This window comes from Pseudomonas sp. RC10 (assembly GCF_038397775.1).
Lineage (GTDB): Bacteria > Pseudomonadota > Gammaproteobacteria > Pseudomonadales > Pseudomonadaceae > Aquipseudomonas > Aquipseudomonas bambusae.
Genome location: NZ_CP151650.1, coordinates 792,032 through 808,185, shown reverse-complemented (window position 1 = coordinate 808,185; position 16,154 = coordinate 792,032). Strand labels below are relative to the sequence as shown.

Annotated in this window: 18 protein-coding genes; 7 read left to right on the top strand and 11 right to left on the bottom strand. The window is 62.0% G+C overall.

The genetic code is table 11. The features are described from left to right. Position 1 precedes the first annotated feature (1 nt). The 4 genes from AAEO81_RS03690 (at position 2) to AAEO81_RS03675 (ending at position 5,294) form a co-directional block, all read left to right on the top strand. Positions 2–244: an exodeoxyribonuclease VII small subunit gene (locus AAEO81_RS03690; protein WP_062384761.1), complete on the top strand. Its 243-nt coding sequence runs from the start codon at positions 2–4 to the stop codon at positions 242–244. Continuing rightward, on the top strand, positions 241–1,128 hold the full coding sequence (ispA, locus tag AAEO81_RS03685; protein WP_341961695.1) for a (2E,6E)-farnesyl diphosphate synthase: 888 nt from the start codon (positions 241–243) through the stop codon (positions 1,126–1,128). The genes AAEO81_RS03690 and ispA overlap by 4 nt, the downstream gene beginning before the upstream one ends. Positions 1,129–1,354: 226 nt before the next feature. Next, entirely contained in the window at positions 1,355–3,244 is a 1,890-nt protein-coding gene (gene dxs / locus AAEO81_RS03680; protein ID WP_341961694.1) for a 1-deoxy-D-xylulose-5-phosphate synthase, read from the top strand. Between the two features lie 166 nt (positions 3,245–3,410). Continuing rightward, on the top strand, positions 3,411–5,294 hold the full coding sequence (locus AAEO81_RS03675; RefSeq protein WP_341961692.1) for a TonB-dependent receptor: 1,884 nt from the start codon (positions 3,411–3,413) through the stop codon (positions 5,292–5,294). Between the two features lie 50 nt (positions 5,295–5,344). On the opposite strand, the gene AAEO81_RS03670 is transcribed toward AAEO81_RS03675, so the two are convergent. From AAEO81_RS03670 to nrdR, 11 genes are all read right to left on the bottom strand, one after another. Then, the gene (locus tag AAEO81_RS03670; RefSeq protein WP_341964454.1) at positions 5,345–6,133 is read right to left on the bottom strand and encodes a cobalamin-binding protein; all 789 of its coding nucleotides are present in this window, start codon (positions 6,131–6,133) and stop codon (positions 5,345–5,347) included. A 64-nt stretch (positions 6,134–6,197) separates the two neighbouring features. Further along, positions 6,198–6,815 (bottom strand): GTP cyclohydrolase II, encoded by a 618-nt coding sequence (gene ribA / locus AAEO81_RS03665; protein ID WP_341961690.1) that lies wholly within the window; start codon positions 6,813–6,815, stop codon positions 6,198–6,200. Positions 6,816–6,926: 111 nt separating this feature from the next. After that, positions 6,927–7,730 carry a transporter substrate-binding domain-containing protein gene (locus tag AAEO81_RS03660; RefSeq protein WP_341961688.1) on the bottom strand — a complete coding sequence of 268 codons (804 nt, stop codon included), beginning with the start codon at positions 7,728–7,730 and terminating at the stop codon, positions 6,927–6,929. A 10-nt stretch (positions 7,731–7,740) separates the two neighbouring features. After that, a complete protein-coding gene (locus AAEO81_RS03655; protein ID WP_166597437.1) occupies positions 7,741–8,250 on the bottom strand; it encodes a phosphatidylglycerophosphatase A in 510 nt (169 codons plus the stop codon). Then, complete coding sequence (thiL, locus tag AAEO81_RS03650) at positions 8,247–9,212, bottom strand: thiamine-phosphate kinase (RefSeq protein WP_341961686.1); 966 nt, start codon at positions 9,210–9,212, stop codon at positions 8,247–8,249. Before thiL ends, AAEO81_RS03655 begins: the two co-directional genes overlap by 4 nt. Positions 9,213–9,248: 36 nt before the next feature. Next, a complete protein-coding gene (gene nusB, locus AAEO81_RS03645) occupies positions 9,249–9,749 on the bottom strand; it encodes a transcription antitermination factor NusB (protein WP_341961685.1) in 501 nt (166 codons plus the stop codon). After that, positions 9,746–10,222: a 6,7-dimethyl-8-ribityllumazine synthase gene (ribE, locus tag AAEO81_RS03640; protein ID WP_074756916.1), complete on the bottom strand. Its 477-nt coding sequence runs from the start codon at positions 10,220–10,222 to the stop codon at positions 9,746–9,748. The genes nusB and ribE overlap by 4 nt, the downstream gene beginning before the upstream one ends. Before the next feature lie 113 nt (positions 10,223–10,335). Next, entirely contained in the window at positions 10,336–11,427 is a 1,092-nt protein-coding gene (gene ribBA, locus AAEO81_RS03635) for a bifunctional 3,4-dihydroxy-2-butanone-4-phosphate synthase/GTP cyclohydrolase II (protein WP_341961682.1), read from the bottom strand. 16 nt (positions 11,428–11,443) lie between these two features. Continuing rightward, positions 11,444–12,115, bottom strand: coding sequence for a riboflavin synthase (locus AAEO81_RS03630; protein WP_166597433.1), 672 nt, complete (start codon positions 12,113–12,115; stop codon positions 11,444–11,446). 46 nt (positions 12,116–12,161) lie between these two features. Then, positions 12,162–13,301, bottom strand: a complete 1,140-nt coding sequence (gene ribD, locus AAEO81_RS03625; RefSeq protein WP_341961681.1) for a bifunctional diaminohydroxyphosphoribosylaminopyrimidine deaminase/5-amino-6-(5-phosphoribosylamino)uracil reductase RibD — start codon at positions 13,299–13,301, stop codon at positions 12,162–12,164. A gap of 2 nt (positions 13,302–13,303) precedes the next feature. Then, positions 13,304–13,768 (bottom strand): transcriptional regulator NrdR, encoded by a 465-nt coding sequence (gene nrdR, locus AAEO81_RS03620; protein WP_065988433.1) that lies wholly within the window; start codon positions 13,766–13,768, stop codon positions 13,304–13,306. A 163-nt stretch (positions 13,769–13,931) separates the two neighbouring features. On the opposite strand from nrdR, the gene AAEO81_RS03615 reads away from it, so the two are divergent. From AAEO81_RS03615 to trxA, 3 genes are all read left to right on the top strand, one after another. Next, positions 13,932–14,384, top strand: coding sequence for a YbaY family lipoprotein (locus tag AAEO81_RS03615; RefSeq protein WP_166597431.1), 453 nt, complete (start codon positions 13,932–13,934; stop codon positions 14,382–14,384). Continuing rightward, positions 14,381–15,034 (top strand): 50S ribosomal protein L11 methyltransferase, encoded by a 654-nt coding sequence (locus AAEO81_RS03610; RefSeq protein ID WP_341961678.1) that lies wholly within the window; start codon positions 14,381–14,383, stop codon positions 15,032–15,034. The genes AAEO81_RS03615 and AAEO81_RS03610 overlap by 4 nt, the downstream gene beginning before the upstream one ends. 241 nt (positions 15,035–15,275) lie before the next feature. Beyond that, positions 15,276–16,148, top strand: a complete 873-nt coding sequence (gene trxA / locus AAEO81_RS03605) for a thioredoxin (RefSeq protein WP_341961677.1) — start codon at positions 15,276–15,278, stop codon at positions 16,146–16,148. The last annotated feature ends 6 nt before the right edge of the window (positions 16,149–16,154 follow it).

The following is a 16,154-nucleotide window of genomic DNA, read 5'->3' as shown; positions in this document are numbered from 1 at the left end:
CATGGCCCGCAAGAAAGCTGCACTGGATTTCGAACAGTCCCTCACGGATTTGCAAACGCTGGTTGAGCGTCTGGAGAACGGCGAGCTGTCGCTGGAAGACTCGTTGACCGCTTTCGAACAAGGCATCCGTCTGACCCGCGAGTGTCAGAGCGCGCTGGCGCAAGCCGAGCAGAAGGTGCAAGTGTTGCTGGAACGCGATGGCGAACTGGCCGAGGAACCCTTCGACGCGGAACAGCCAGAATGATTGCCGAGTATCAGGCCCTCAGTCAGGCACGCGTCAATGCGGCGCTGGACAGCCTGTTCAACGCCCCCTCCCCTGAGCTGAACCGTCTCTACGAAGCCATGCGCTACAGCGTCACCAATGGCGGCAAGCGCGTGCGCCCGCTGCTGGTGTACGCAGCCTGTGAAGCGCTGGGTGGCAACGCCGAACACGCGAACGGTGCGGCCTGCGCCGTCGAGCTGATCCACGCGTATTCGCTGGTGCACGACGACCTGCCCGCCATGGACGACGACGATCTGCGTCGCGGCCTGCCGACCACCCACAAGGCGTTCGACGAAGCCTGTGCCATCCTCGCCGGTGACGGTCTGCAAAGCCTGGCGTTCAGCGTGTTGAGCGACAGCAAGCTGACCCCGCAAGACGCCGAGACCCGCCTGAAAATGGTCGCCACCCTCGCCCAGGCCGCAGGCCCGGCGGGCATGGTTGGCGGACAGGCCATCGACCTTGGCTCGGTCGGACTCAAGCTGGACCAGACCGCGCTGGAAATCATGCACCGGCATAAAACCGGGGCACTGATCGAAGCAAGCGTTCGTCTCGGTGCGCTGGCCAGCGGTCATGCCAGCCAAGTGCAACTCGACTCGCTGCAAATCTACGCCCGCGCCATCGGCCTGGCGTTTCAGGTGCAGGACGACATTCTCGACGTTGAAAGCGATACCGCGACCCTCGGCAAGCGCCAGGGCGCCGACATCGCTCGCGACAAGCCGACCTACCCTGCGCTATTGGGCCTGGAAGAAGCCAAACATTACGCGCTGGAACTCCGCGATCAGGCGCTGGTGGCGCTGCGACCTTTCGACGCGGCCGCCGAGCCATTGCGCGCGTTGGCGCGCTATATCGTCGAACGTCGTAACTGATCAGTACTGCCGGGCTCAATCTGTAGGAGCGCGTTTGCTCTGGGCGGCATTCCGACGATTGCTATCTGTCTGCTACATAGGCGCTATCTGACACAACGCCATCGCGGGCAAGCGCGCTCCTACACGAAAAACCTGACCGGCTTGAGCATCGCATTGCTGTCTCGCGTGCGCTGCTCGCGATGCATCAGGTAAACTGCCGCCTCTTTTACTTATAACGATTCGCCTGATGCCCACGACGTTCAAAGAGATTCCCCGCGAGCGCCCGTCCACGCCACTGCTCGACAAGGCAGCGACGCCGGACGGCCTGCGCCGATTAGGTGAAGCCGAGCTCGAAGCCCTGGCTGACGAACTGCGCCTGGAGCTGCTCTACACCGTTGGCCAGACCGGCGGGCACTTCGGTGCCGGCCTTGGCGTCATTGAGCTGACCGTGGCCCTGCACTACGTCTTCGACACCCCCGACGACCGGCTGGTCTGGGACGTTGGCCATCAGGCGTACCCGCACAAGATCCTCACCGGTCGCCGCGAGCAGATGGCGACCCTGCGCCAGAAAGGCGGTGTGGCCGCCTTCCCGCGTCGCAGCGAAAGCGAGTACGACACCTTTGGCGTCGGTCACTCCAGCACCTCCATCAGCGCCGCGCTGGGCATGGCCGTTGCCAATCGCCTGCAAGGCAACGGTCGCAAGGCCATCGCCGTGATCGGTGACGGCGCGCTGACGGCAGGCATGGCCTTTGAGGCGTTGAACCACGCTCCTGAAGTCAACGCCGATATGCTGGTGATCCTCAACGACAACGACATGTCGATCTCGCGCAACGTCGGCGGGCTGTCGAATTACCTGGCGAAGATTCTGTCCAGCCGCACCTACGCCAGCATGCGCGAAGGCAGCAAGAAAGTGCTGTCGCGTCTGCCCGGCGCGTGGGAAATCGCCCGCCGCACCGAAGAGTACGCCAAGGGCATGCTGGTTCCCGGCACCCTGTTCGAAGAGCTGGGCTGGAACTACATCGGCCCTATCGATGGCCACGACCTGCCGACGCTGATCGCTACCCTGCGCAACATGCGTGACCTCAAAGGCCCGCAGTTCCTGCATGTGGTCACCAAAAAGGGCAAGGGGTTCGCCCCGGCCGAAGTCGATCCGATCGGCTATCACGCGATCACCAAGCTCGACCCGGTCAACGCCCCTGTCGCGCCGAAAAAGGCCAGCGGGCCGAAGTATTCCGGTGTGTTTGGTCAGTGGTTGTGCGACATGGCTGCCGCAGATGAGCGTCTGGTCGGCATCACCCCGGCCATGAAAGAAGGCTCGGACCTGGTCGAATTCAGCGAGCGCTTCCCGGAGCGGTATTTCGACGTGGCCATCGCCGAGCAGCATGCGGTGACGCTGGCGGCAGGCATGGCCTGCGAAGGCGCCAAGCCCGTCGTGGCGATTTATTCGACCTTCCTGCAACGCGGATACGATCAACTGATCCACGACGTGGCGGTGCAGAACCTCGACGTGCTGTTCGCCATCGACCGCGCCGGTCTGGTGGGCGAAGACGGCCCGACCCACGCAGGCAGCTTCGATCTGTCGTACCTGCGTTGCATCCCCGGCATGCTCGTAATGACGCCGAGTGACGAGAACGAACTGCGCAAAATGCTCAGCACCGGCCACTTGTTCAACGGCCCTGCGGCGGTGCGCTATCCACGCGGCACTGGCCCGAATGCCGTGATCGACAACGGCCTGGAGCCGCTTGAAATCGGCAAGGGCATCGTCCGTCGTCAGGGCAGCAAGGTCGCCATGCTGGTATTCGGCGTGCAACTGGCCGAGGCATTGGTCGTTGCGGAAAAAATCGACGCCACGGTGGTCGACATGCGTTTCGTCAAACCGCTGGACGAGGCACTGGTTCGCGACATGGCAGCCCGTCACGACCTGCTGGTGACCATTGAAGAGAACGCCATCATGGGTGGCGCGGGCGCGGCGGTTAGCGAGTTCCTGGCACGGGAGAACATTCTCAAGTCAGTGCTTCACCTGGGCCTGCCGGACAGCTACGTCGAACACGCCAAACCGGCGCAGATGCTCGCGGAATGCGGGCTGGACGCGGACGGGATCGAAGCGTCGATCAATGCACGTCTGGCCAAAATCTAAACGCCATACGCTCCCCGGTCATCTGACACCCTGCTAATTCAGGATGCCAGATGATCTGTGGGAGCGAATTCATTCGCGATGCGGTATCTCTGTCGATGGAGATGCGTCGCCTGTACCGGCCTCTCGCGAATGAATTCGCTCCCACAGACTTTGCCCTCGAACTAACATGAATTTCTCTCGCGTCGCTCTCCTTCTATCTCTGCTGCCATCCGCCCACGCCTTCGCCGATACCCCCAACCGCGAAGACGCCCTGAAACTCCCCGACGTGCTCATCAGCGCCAATCGCCAAGTCGAGCAGCGCGACGCCAGCACGGCGGCGAACACGGTGTTCACCCTAGCCGACATCGAACGCCTGCAACCCACCAGCATCACTGACCTGCTGAACCGGGTGCCCGGTGTGCAGGTGGCGCAGAGCGGTGGGCGCGGCAGTCTGCCGGGAATTTACATTCGCGGGACCAAGGCCGCGCAGAGTCTGGTGCTGGTCGATGGCCAGCGCATTGCCAACGCCACGTCTGCGGATAGCGCGCTGCAATACCTCAACGTCGACCAGATCGAACGGGTGGAAGTGCTACGCGGTTCACGTTCGGTGGTCTACGGAGCGGATGCCATTGGCGGCGTTATCCAGATCTTCACCCGACGCGGCGCCGAACAAGGCCTGCAAGCGCGGTTGCACACGGGTTTCGGCAATCGCGGCACGTCGCAGAACAGTCTGGGGCTGTCCGGCGGCAACGAGCGCACCCATTTCAACCTGAGCACCAGCCTCGACGAGACCAACGGCATCAACCGCACTGGCCCGTCCTTCGCCAGTGACGCTGATCACGACGCCTACCGTAATAAGTCCTACAGCCTAAACCTCAGCCACTGGCTGAACGATGACGTGGAAATCGGCTTCAACGTGCTGGATAACAGGGGCAAGACCGAGTTCGACAACCCGTTCGGTCTGTTCGACCCGGTCACGTTCAACAGCGTCGGGCAACAGCAGTACAGCGATTTTGAGTTGAGCAGCTTGGGTACGTACCTGGATGCACGGATTAACGAGCGCTGGAAAACCCGTCTCGAAGTGGGCCACAGCGAAAATCGCGAGAAGACGGCCGACAAGCTCAGCGACGATCGTTACGTCTTTAACACCTACCGCGATTCGGTGAACTGGCAGAACGACCTGACCCTCGACGACCGCAACAGCCTGACGCTCGGCGCGGACGGGTATGAGGATCGCGTCAACAGCAGCACGGCGTTCGACGAAGACAGTCGCTGGAACCGCGCCGTGTTCGTTCAACACCGCTTCAAGGGCGACGGGTTTTCCACTGAGCTGGGGCTGCGTCACGACAAGAACCAGCAATTCGGCAGCCAGAACACATGGAGCGGCGCGCTGACGATCCCGCTCAACGACGCCAATGATGTGCTTTTTTCCTACACCGAAGGCTTTCGGGCGCCGACGTTCAACGACCTGTATTACCCCGGTTTCAGTAACCCGAACCTCAAGCCCGAGCACTCGAAAAGCTACGAGGTGCAATGGCGCAGCCGGTTGAGCGAGACCCGCAAACTGGAAGCGTCGCTGTACCGTACGGACCTCAAAGACGCCATCGCACTGGATGCCGACTTCACCCCGCAGAACATCGGCTCGGCGCGAATCAACGGATTTGAGGCGTCGCTGGAGCAACAACTGTTCGGCTGGACGGGCAAGCTCGGCGCTTCGATCATCGACCCGGAAGATCGCGACACCGGCCACACCCTCAATCGCCGTGCGCGCCGAACGCTGAACCTGGACCTTGACCGTCAGTTCGACCGTCTCGGCGTTGGCGCAAGTTGGCAGGCGGTGAGCAGCAGCTACAACGACGAGGCCAACACGCAGGACATCGGCGGCTACGCCCTGTTCGGTCTGCGCAGCAGTTGGAAGGCCAGCCGCGACGTGAAGCTGGAATTCAAACTGGATAACGCGCTCGACACACGCTACAGCCGCACGCTGTACAGCTTTGACGGCAGCAATCATGGCTATCGCGAAGAAGGCCGGACGTGGATGTTCGGCGTGACGTGGACGCCGGAGCTGTAGATCGTCTGAGCGCCGTCCCCCCCCTGTGGGAAGATCCGGTGACATCACGCTTAACGCTCTGAAGAGAGGGATTCACACAACTTAGCCACCGCCCCCACCATCTGCCCGCTCGGCCGTTCGATGCCTTTGTCTGGCACCACCACAAAGCGGGCTTTCAGCGAGGGCCAGGCTTTCCACATCGCGAGCTGCGATGTCGAGCCTGCAACAACGACTTCAGGTTTGCGCTGCAAAACAGCCTCAAGGCTGACCTGGGGCGCAGGCTGCTTCAGGTCGTCGAACACATTCTTCGCTCCGCACACCTTCAGCGCATCGCTGATGATCTGCCCGCCGCCCACGGTGTACAGCGGCGGATCCCACACTTGGTAGAACACGCTGATCGGTGCGTCCCGGTGGTAGCGTGTTCTCAATTCTGTCAGTCGCTGACGAAACCCATTCGCCACTTGCCTCCCCCGCTCCGCACGCCCCAGACGCTCGCCAATCTGCTCGATCTGATCGGCGAGTTGATCCAGCGTGTGAGGCTCGGCGGTGAAAGTGGGAATGTTCTGGCGCTGCAACTGATCACGCTGCGCCGCGCTGACGCTCCCCGGCCACAGCAACAACAGGTCCGGACGCAAGCTGAGCAACTGCTCCATTTCCAGCTGCCCGTAGCGCCCGACCGAAGGCAGCGCCGCAACCGCCGCAGGTCGTTCGCCGCCGTCCTGAACGCCCACCAACAGATCGGCAGCGTCCAGTTCAATGACGATTTCAGTCAGCGAAGGGGCCAGGCTGATGACCCTCGATGCAGCGTTGCCATAGCAGGCCGTTAGCAACAGCAGGCACGCGACGACACCGCGGATCATTTTTTTTGCAACACGGCAGATCGGGCGAGCGTCATCGAATGAAGGAAACGGGCCTGCGAAGGCGTCACGCAGGATCGACCTCGCTTTGGTGCTCATTGCCCATCATGTGGCCAAGTTTGCCTGCCTTTGTGGCCAGGTACAGTTTGTTGTGCGGGTTGTGGCCAGTGTGCAGCGGGACACGCTCGGCAACCGTGATGCCCATGTCCGTCAGGGCTTTGACCTTACGCGGGTTATTGGTCATCAGACGCAGCGATTTCACGTCCAGATGCTCCAGCATCGGCAGGCAGATCGCGTAGTCACGCTGATCGGCCGCGAAACCCAGCCGCTCGTTGGCTTCGACCGTATCGGCACCGCCGTCCTGCAATTCATACGCACGAATCTTGTTCATCAGGCCGATACCGCGTCCTTCCTGACGCAGGTACAGCAGCACGCCACGGCCTTCAGAGGCAATGGCACGCAGGGCCGCTTCGAGTTGAGAGCCGCAATCGCAACGCTGACTGAATAGCGCGTCGCCGGTGAGGCATTCGGAGTGCACGCGACCCAACACCGGAGCGCCGTCCGATACGTCACCGAGGCTGAGAACGACGTGTTCGCGACCGGTTTCCTCTTCGAGAAAGCCGTTCATTTTGAAAGTGGCAAAGGGGGTAGGCAGCTTGGAAGCCGCGACAAATACGACGGGCACCGTGTGCTCCTGATCAGTATGAGGACTGGAAATTAGCAAGGCGGCATTGTAACAGCAGGTTCCGACAGACGCTTAGGTCGAATTGTCGGCCATTCAGATCAGGAAGTTTGATCATTGCCCACGCTTCGCCTTGCTGAGACCATCACCCGCTTCGAACGGATAGGGCTGTTTCCAACGTGCGAAGATAGGCCGCAGCTTTCCGGACTGCACCAGTTGCGCCATGCGCTGATCAAACAGGTCTCGTAGGAAACGGCCTCGCGAGTTATCAGCGAAGCTTAAATACAACGGGATGTCGGTCAGATACGTCGTACGAAATCGCTGCGGCTCTCGGGTCTGCTTCAGAATGAAGTCTATTTCCGGCTTGGCGTCGATGTAGAGATCGGCACGGCTGTGGTCCAGCATCGACAGGATGTGTTCGCGGCGGGCGACCTCGTTGAAATGCTCGACATGGGGCAAATACTTCTGGAACTGGTAACCGCGCACCCAGGCCAGTCGGTAACTGCCGAGCGTCTTGAGGGTCGGCGCGGGATTGGAGGCCAGGCCCAGTGCGTAAATCTCATCAGTGTCGTAATGCCATTTCGGGTACAGCGTACCCTCGACCTCGTTCTCGTAGGCCCCGACCCACGCATCCGCTTCGCCCCGCTGCACCAGCCCGACTGCACGGGTGTAGGGTTCGGTGCGCAGCTCGACCTTGATCCCGGCAGATTCGAACAGTTCGCGCATCAGGTCCCATCCCAGCCCCGTGCCGTTGGCTTCGGTGTAGTCGTTCCAGTGTTCACTGACCAGAACGATATCGGCGGGTTTCTCCTCAGAAACGTCGGACAGCGTGTCAGCATGGACAGGATTCGCAGCCACCGCGAAGCCGAGCATCAGCATCGACAGGCACAGCAGCCATTTCATCCCCACGCGACCCATGAACCGTTTCCTATATGACGCCCCACACCCAGACTAGACCCTGCATTGCCAACCACGCAAAAACACCGGCCAGGACGTCGTCCAGCATGATGCCGACACCGCCGTGCACGTGTTTGTCGATCCAGTGGATGGGCCACGGTTTGAGGATGTCGAAAAACCGGAACACCAGAAAACCCACCAGCAGCCAGACCCAGCCTTCGGGCACCAGCCACAGTGTGATCCACATACCGACCATTTCGTCCCAGACGATGCCTTCATGGTCGTGCACGCGCAGATCGTCGGCCACCTTGCCGCACAGCCAGAAGCCGAACAGCATGGTGATGCCGAGCATCAGCCAGTAGCCCCAGTCCGGGAGCATCTGCCACAGCGGAATGAACGGCACGGCGACCATGGAACCCCAGGTGCCTGGTGCCTTCGGCAACGTGCCGGAGCCGAAGCCAAACGCCAGGAAATGCCAGGGATTGGTCCACACCGACGGCGGAACGTTTTCCGCCGGGACCTGATTAGGATGATCTGTCACCGTGTCTCCCGAAAATGTTGGTAACCCCGAGTCAACGGAGTGACGTCCTGCCCCTGCTCGTCGATAAGCGCCACGCCTTGGCCTTCGACCACGCGACCGATCACAAAGACAGGCCAACCCGCATCGACAAGGGTAGCCAGCCATGATGCCGGGAGTGTGAACGCCAGTCTGTAGTCATCGCCCCCACTGAGGGCGGCATTCAACGCTTCGTCTGCGCCGAAAAAGGCCAGCAGCGCGTCAGACATCGGCACCTTGTCCCGCTCGATCAGCAAGCGTACGCCCGATGCCAACGCAATGTGCCCGCAATCGGCGAGCAACCCGTCGGAGATGTCCAGCGCCGAGGTCGCTTTGCCGCGCAACGCCATGCCCAGCTCAAGCTGCGGTTGCGGCGACCAGTAGCGGGCCAGCAAAGCCTGTGTGGTAGACGCCTCGGTGCTGCGCTGGTTCAACACCAGTGGCAGCGCGCCGGCCCCGTCGCCCAATGGCCCGCCAACACACAGCAAATCCGCCGGCCGGGCGCCGCCACGCGTCAGCGCCTCGCCCGCCGGAACCGAGCCGAACACCGTCACAGTCAGGCTGAGCCGCCCTTTGGTGGTGTCGCCACCAATCAGGCGCATCGAGCAGCCTTGGGCCATTTCATTCAGCCCACGGGCGAACGCTTCCAGCCAGGCGGCGGAAACCTCGGGCAATGTCAGGGCAAGGGTAAAAGCGAGGGGCTTGGCGCCCATGGCGGCCAGATCGCTGGCAGAAACACCGAGGGCACGCTGGCCCAAAAGGAAAGGATCGCAGACGTCGGGGAAGTGCACCCCGGCGACCAACGTGTCGGTGGACACCGCCAGCTGTTCGCCAGCGGCCACCGATAACAGGGCGCAGTCGTCGCCGATCCCCAATGCAACCCCTTCACCGGGCTGCGCGCAGGGCGCGGCGGCGAAGTAATTGCGGATCAGCTCGAACTCGCCCATGGCGTCAAACGCAGAGGTTCTGGAAATCCAGACGCCTCAGCGCTTGTGAGCCTTCACTTCGGCTTCGCGCAGACGCGGAGCCAGCTTGTCGAGCACGCCGTTGACGAACTTGTGGCCGTCGGTCGAACCGTAGACTTTCGCCAGTTCGATGCCTTCGTTGATGACCACGCGGTACGGCACGTCGATACGTTCCATGAGTTCCCAGGCGGACAGGCGCAGTACGGCCAGTTCAACCGGGTCCAGCTCGTCGATACTCAGGTCCAGGCATGGCGCCAGCGCGGTGTCGATCTGGTCTTTTTTCGTCGGAACCCCGTGCAGGATTTCGCGGAAGTAAGCACCGTCGACATCGCTGAAATCGTTGTCGACGCGGAACTGCGCTTCGATTTCGTTCAGTGATTGCTTGGCCATATGCAATTGGTACAACGCTTGAGTCGCCAATTGACGGGCGGCGCGGCGCTTTTCGCTTTTCGATGGCTTGCCGGCGTCCGCTGGGCGCGGATCGCGTGGGTTGAAGCGATCGCTGTCGTCGTTAATCACTTGGCCTCCAACTGCGCCAACAGGCTGACCATCTCGATGGCGGACAGGGCAGCTTCCGCGCCTTTGTTACCGGCCTTGGTGCCGGAACGCTCGATGGCTTGTTCGATGGAGTCGACGGTCAGCACGCCAAAGGCGACCGGCACACCGAATTCCATGGAGACTTGGGCCAGGCCCTTGGTGCATTCGCCTGCGACGTATTCGAAGTGCGGGGTGCCGCCACGAATGACAGCGCCCAGAGCGATGATGGCGGAGAACTCGCTGCGTTGAGCGACTTTCTGCACGACCAGCGGGATTTCGAACGCGCCCGGTGCGCGGATGATGGTGATGTCGCTTTCGCTCACGCCATGGCGAACCAGGGCATCAACGGCACCGCTCACCAGGCTTTCCACGACGAAGCTGTTGAAGCGGCCAACCACCAGGGCATAGCGACCTTGGGGGGCGATGAAGGTACCTTCGATGGTCTTCAGGGTCATTCGGCTGAGTCTCGTGTTTCGTATTAAAGAGCAAGAAAGCGCGCATCAGGCGCGCGCTTTCAGGGATTTTAGGCCACGAATCGATCACTGCGGGCATAAAAGCCCGCCGGTGTTTATTCGGAGGGCACGTATTCTACAACTTCCAGATCGAAACCGGATATCGCGTTGAACTTCATTGGCGAACTCATCAGGCGCATTTTGCGCACGCCCAGGTCGCGAAGGATCTGCGAACCGGCACCCACTGTGCTGTAGGTGGTCGGTGTTTTCACCGGCGCAGCGCCCGCAGTTTCCCGCACGTGGGCCAGCACGGCGTCGCCGTCGAGCGGGTGACCGAGCAGCAGCACCACGCCGCTGCCAGCTTCGGCAACTGCGGCCATGGCGGCGCGCAGGCTCCAGCGACCGGGTTGTTTGACCATCAGCAGGTCGCGCAGTGGGTCCATGTTGTGAACGCGCACCAGCGTCGGCTCTTCGGCGCAAATCTTGCCCAAGGTCAGTGCCAGGTGAACGTCGCCCTCGACCGAATCGCGGTAAGTCACCAGGTTGAAGTGGCCCTGTTCGGTGTCGAGCGGCTGCTCGGCAATCCGCTGAACGGTACGTTCGTGGATCATCCGGTAATGGATCAGGTCGGCGATGGTGCCGATCTTGATGTTGTGTTCAGTCGCGAAGGCTTCGAGTTCAGCGCGACGGGACATGGTGCCGTCGTCGTTCATCACTTCGCAGATCACGCCGGTCGGCTCGAAACCGGCCATGCGCGCCAGGTCGCACGCGGCTTCGGTGTGACCGGCGCGGGACAGCGTGCCACCGGCTTGCGCCATCAGCGGGAAAATGTGGCCGGGGCTGACAATGTCATCGGCCTTGGCGTCCTTCGCGGCAGCAGCCTGCACGGTGCGCGCGCGGTCGGCGGCGGAGATGCCAGTGGTCACGCCTTCGGCGGCTTCGATGGAAACGGTGAACTTGGTGCCGAAACCTGAGCCGTTGCGCGGCGCCATCAGCGGCAGTTTCAGGGTTTCGCAGCGCTCGCGCGTCATCGGCATGCAAATCAGACCACGGGCATAACGCGCCATGAAGTTGATGTGCTCGGCCTTGACGCACTCGGAGGCCATGATCAGATCGCCTTCGTTCTCGCGGTCTTCGTCATCCATGAGGATGACCATCTTGCCTTGGCGAATGTCTTCAACCAGTTCTTCGATGCTATTGAGCGCCACGCGGCACCCCCTTCATTCAGGATTTGAGGTAGCCGTTGGCGGCCAGAAAGCTTTCAGTAATGGTGCCGCCCTGCGCGGGCGTCGGGTCGGCGGCCTTGTCACCGAGCAGCAAGCGCTCCAGGTAACGCGCCAACAGGTCCACTTCGAGGTTGATCTTACGACCTGGGCGGTAGTCGCCCATGATGGTTTCGGCCAGCGTGTGCGGGACGATGGTCAGTTCGAATTCAGCGCCATTGACGGCGTTCACGGTCAGGCTGGTGCCATCGACGGTGATCGAACCTTTGTGCGAGATGTACTTGGCCAACTCGCGAGGGGCGCGCATGCGGAACTGGATCGCACGGGCGTTTTCTTCGCGGGACAGCACTTCGCCGACGCCGTCGACGTGGCCGCTGACCAAATGGCCGCCCAGTCGGGTGGTCGGGGTCAGGGCTTTTTCCAGGTTGACCCGGCTGCCGGTTTTCAGGTCGATGAACGCCGTGACGTCCAGGGTTTCGCGGCTGACGTCAGCCCAGAAACCGTCGCCCGGCAGTTCAACGGCGGTCAGGCAGACGCCGTTCACCGCAATGCTGTCGCCAAGCTTGACGTCGGAAAGGTCGAGTTTGCCGGTCTCAACATAAACGCGGACATCGCCGCCTTTAGGAGTCAGGGCGCGGATGCTGCCGATGGATTCGATGATGCCGGTAAACATGGGTCCTCCGGGAGAACAGAGCCAGCGTTAATACGATGGCGGGGGATTATACGCTCGGGCCGTGTGCAGGTATCGCAATGACTCGCCAGTCATTGCCCACGGCGCGCATTTCGACGATTTTCAGCTCCAGTGCCTCACTCATCTGCGCCAGCGGCAGGTCCAGCAAAGGCCGTGCGGAAGAACCCATGAACTTGCCCGCCACGAAAATCTGGAACTCATCGACCAGCCCGAGTCGCGTGAACGCACCTGCCAGCTTCGGCCCGGCCTCAACGAGCACGTCGTTGACCCCACGCCCGGCCAGTTCGACCAGCAGCTTGCGCAGATCGACATGGCCGCCACTGCTCGGCAGTGCGAGCAGTTCGTGGCCCTGATCCTGGTAACGCCCGCGCGCCGAAGCAGCGGCACAGGTCGCGACCAGCGCGTTGCCCGCCTGAAAAAACGGCGCGTCGAGGGGCACTCGCAGGCGACCATCAACCAGCACGCGCAACGGCGGACGGGCCACGGCCAGTGCGGTCAGCTCAGCATTGAGGCCCAGTTCGTCCGGGCGCACGGTCAGGCGGGCGTCGTCGGCCAGCACTGTGTCGGCGCCAGTCAGGACCACGCTGGATTCCGCCCGCAGACGCTGCACTGCCGAGCGCGCTTCCGGCCCGGTGATCCACTGGCTCTCGCCGCTGGCCATCGCCGTGCGGCCGTCGAGGCTCATCGCCAGCTTGACCCGCACGTACGGCAGGCCATGTTCCATGCGTTTGAGGAAGCCCTTGTTAATTGCCCGCGCCTCGCCCTCCAGCACGCCGCTCTGCACGGCGATACCGGCGCTCATCAGACGCAACAGGCCGCGTCCGGCGACATCGGGATTGGGGTCTTGCATCGCTGCGACCACGCGACCGACACCTGCGTTGACCAGCGCATCGGCGCACGGCGGGGTGCGTCCGTGATGGCTGCAGGGTTCGAGGGTGACGTAGGCGGTGCCGCCTTTGGCTTTGTCGCCCGCCTGGCGCAGCGCGTGGACTTCGGCATGAGGTTCGCCCGCACGCACATGCCAGCCTTCGCCCACGATCTCGCCGTCACGTACGATCACGCAGCCCACACGAGGGTTGGGGTGGGTCGAGTAGACGCCCTTGCGCGCCAGTTCCAGCGCCCGCGCCATGTAGAAGGCGTCGAGCACGCTTTGCTCTGTAGAGGACATGCTCACTCTTTAACCGGCTCGCGGGCCAGTCGGTCGATTTCTTCGCGGAATTCGTTGAGGTCCTGGAAGCGTCGATACACCGACGCAAACCGGATGTAGGCCACCTCGTCGAGTTTTTGCAGCTCGCCCATCACCAGCTCACCGACGATCAGCGATTTGACCTCACGCTCACCGGTGGCGCGCAGCTTGCTCTTGATGTGGGCCAGGGCCGCTTCCAGTCGCTCAACGCTGACCGGGCGCTTCTCCAGCGCACGCTGCATGCCGGCGCGCAGTTTTTCTTCATCGAAGGGCTGACGGCTGCCGTCTTGCTTGATCAGACGAGGCAGAACGAGTTCGGCGGTTTCGAACGTGGTGAAACGTTCTTCGCAGGCGACGCATTCACGGCGGCGGCGAACTTGGTCGCCTTCGGCAACGAGGCGCGAGTCAATGACTTTGGTGTCGTTGGCACCGCAAAAGGGACAGTGCATGGTGGCAGGCAACAAAAAAAGGGAGGGCCATGGTAGCGCATCCCGCTCGCAAGACAAGTCTCGGGGTTTGAGGTATACAGACGCGCATTCGGTGCAGCGAAATCGGTCAGCCTCGGCGATACTGCGTTTTTCCACCCGTATTCTGTTTTTGCTGGAGCTGTCCATGTCGCTACGTTCGCTTGCTGTCATCAGCCTGCTCGGTCTGCTCGCCGCCTGTAGCTCCACTGAGCCCCCCAAGCCTGCCGCACCCGCCAAACCGGCGCCCAACGCGATCAAACTGCCGGAAGGCCCCGGGCCGCTGCTGCCTTATCAGCGCGAAATCAGCGGTCAATTGCTGGGCGTGCCCGCTGGCGCGGAGGTCGAGTTGGCGTTGCTGGTCATTGACGAGCGCAATCGCCCGCAGAAATTGCTGAGCAGCACCAAGCTCACCGGCAACAATCAGTCGCTGCCGTTTCAACTGCGCTTCAACCCGGAGGCGTTCCCACAGGGTGCGCGGGTTGAGCTGCGCGGTCGGGCCAGCCAATCCGGCCAGTTGATCCTGCACCTGCCATCGGTGTTGATCGCCAGGCCTGAGACCCAATCGGTCGGTCAACTGCAACTCTTCAAGATGCCATGACGCCACCGGCTCATCTGCAAGCGGCATTGAGCGAACTGCTGGGCGATGCCCGATTGGTCGCTGAGCCATTGCCGGGCACAGACCTGAAACTGTGGCTGATCGACGCGGACAACATGGACCGCGCCTTCAACCCGGACGAAACCCGCCGCATTCTGGAAGACCCGCCTTACTGGAGTTTCTGCTGGGCCAGCGGCCTGGCACTGGCGCGTTTTCTGGCGGAACATCCGGAATGGGTCGAGGGCAAGCGTGTGCTGGATTTCGGCGCAGGTTCGGGTGTGGCGGGGATTGCGGCGGTGATGGCCGGGGCGCTGGAAGTGGTGGCCTGCGATCTTGACCCTATCGCCATCGAGGCATGCCAGGCCAATGCGCAGCTCAACGGTGTGACGCTGAGCTATTCAACGGACTTCTTCGCCGAGGAAGACCGCTTCGATCTGATTCTGGTGGCCGACGTGTTGTACGACCGCGCCAACCTGCCGTTGCTGGATCAGTTTTTGAGCCGTGGCAAGCAAGCGTTGGTGGCTGATTCGAGGGTTCGGGACTTTCAGCATCCGGCTTACCAACGTCTCGGCATCCTAGACGCGCTGACCCTGCCAGATCTGGCCGAGCCTTGGGAGTTTCGCAAGGTGAGTCTGTATCACGCGGTGCGTTGATGGAGGTCTAACGACGGGCGCCAGCCCCTTGTGGGAGCCGGCTTGCTGGCGAAGCGGGGTGTCAGTCACCTCCTTCACCGCAGACACACCGCATTCGCCAGCAAGCCGGCTCCCACGGCCTTTGGCCAGAAGCGGTTCAAGTCCGCCGGCCGAAATCAGCGTCACATTCCCAACGCGCCTTCCGACAATCTCCCCAGCCCTTTATAGTTGCCGCCATTAAGCCTTATTTTCGGGACTTGCGATGAGCCAGGACACGCCGTACATCTTCGATGCGACCACTGCCACTTTCGATCAGTTGGTCATCGAGAATTCCTTTCACAAGCCTGTGCTGGTGGACTTCTGGGCCGAGTGGTGCGCGCCGTGCAAGGTGCTGATGCCGCTGCTGAAACAGATCGCCGAGAGCTATCAGGGCGAACTGCTGCTGGCCAAGGTCGATTGCGATGCCGAGCAGGACATCGTCGGCCGTTTCGGTATTCGCAGCCTGCCGACCGTGGTGCTGTTCAAGGATGGCCAGCCGGTGGACGGGTTTGCCGGTGCGCAGCCTGAATCCGAAATCCGCAAGTTGCTCGAACCTCATGTGAAGCTGCCGCCACCGGCTGCTGCCGATCCGCTGGAAACCGCTCAGGCGATGTTCGCCGAGAGTCACTTCGCGGAAGCCGAGGCGGTGCTGCAAACCATCCTCACCGAAGACAACACCAACGCGGCCGCGCTGATTCTGTACGCCCGCTGCCTGGCCGAGCGCGGTGAACTGGCTGAAGCCCGTGCCGTGCTGGACGCCGTGAAAGGCGATGATCACAAAGCCGCATTGGCCGGTGCGAAGGCTCAACTGACGTTCCTCGGCGAAGCGAAATCCCTGCCGGACGCCGCCGACTTGAAAACCCGTCTGGCGCAAAACCCGCAGGACGACGAAGCGGCGTATCAACTGGCGATCCAGCAACTCTCTCGCCAGCAATACGATGCGGCCCTGGACGGTTTGCTCAAGCTGTTCATTCGCAACCGCAGCTACAACGAAGGCCAGCCGCACAAGACGCTGCTGCAAGTGTTCGACCTGCTGGGCAACGATCATCCGCTGGTCACGACCTATCGTCGCAAGTTGTTCGCTGCGTTGTATTAACGCAGC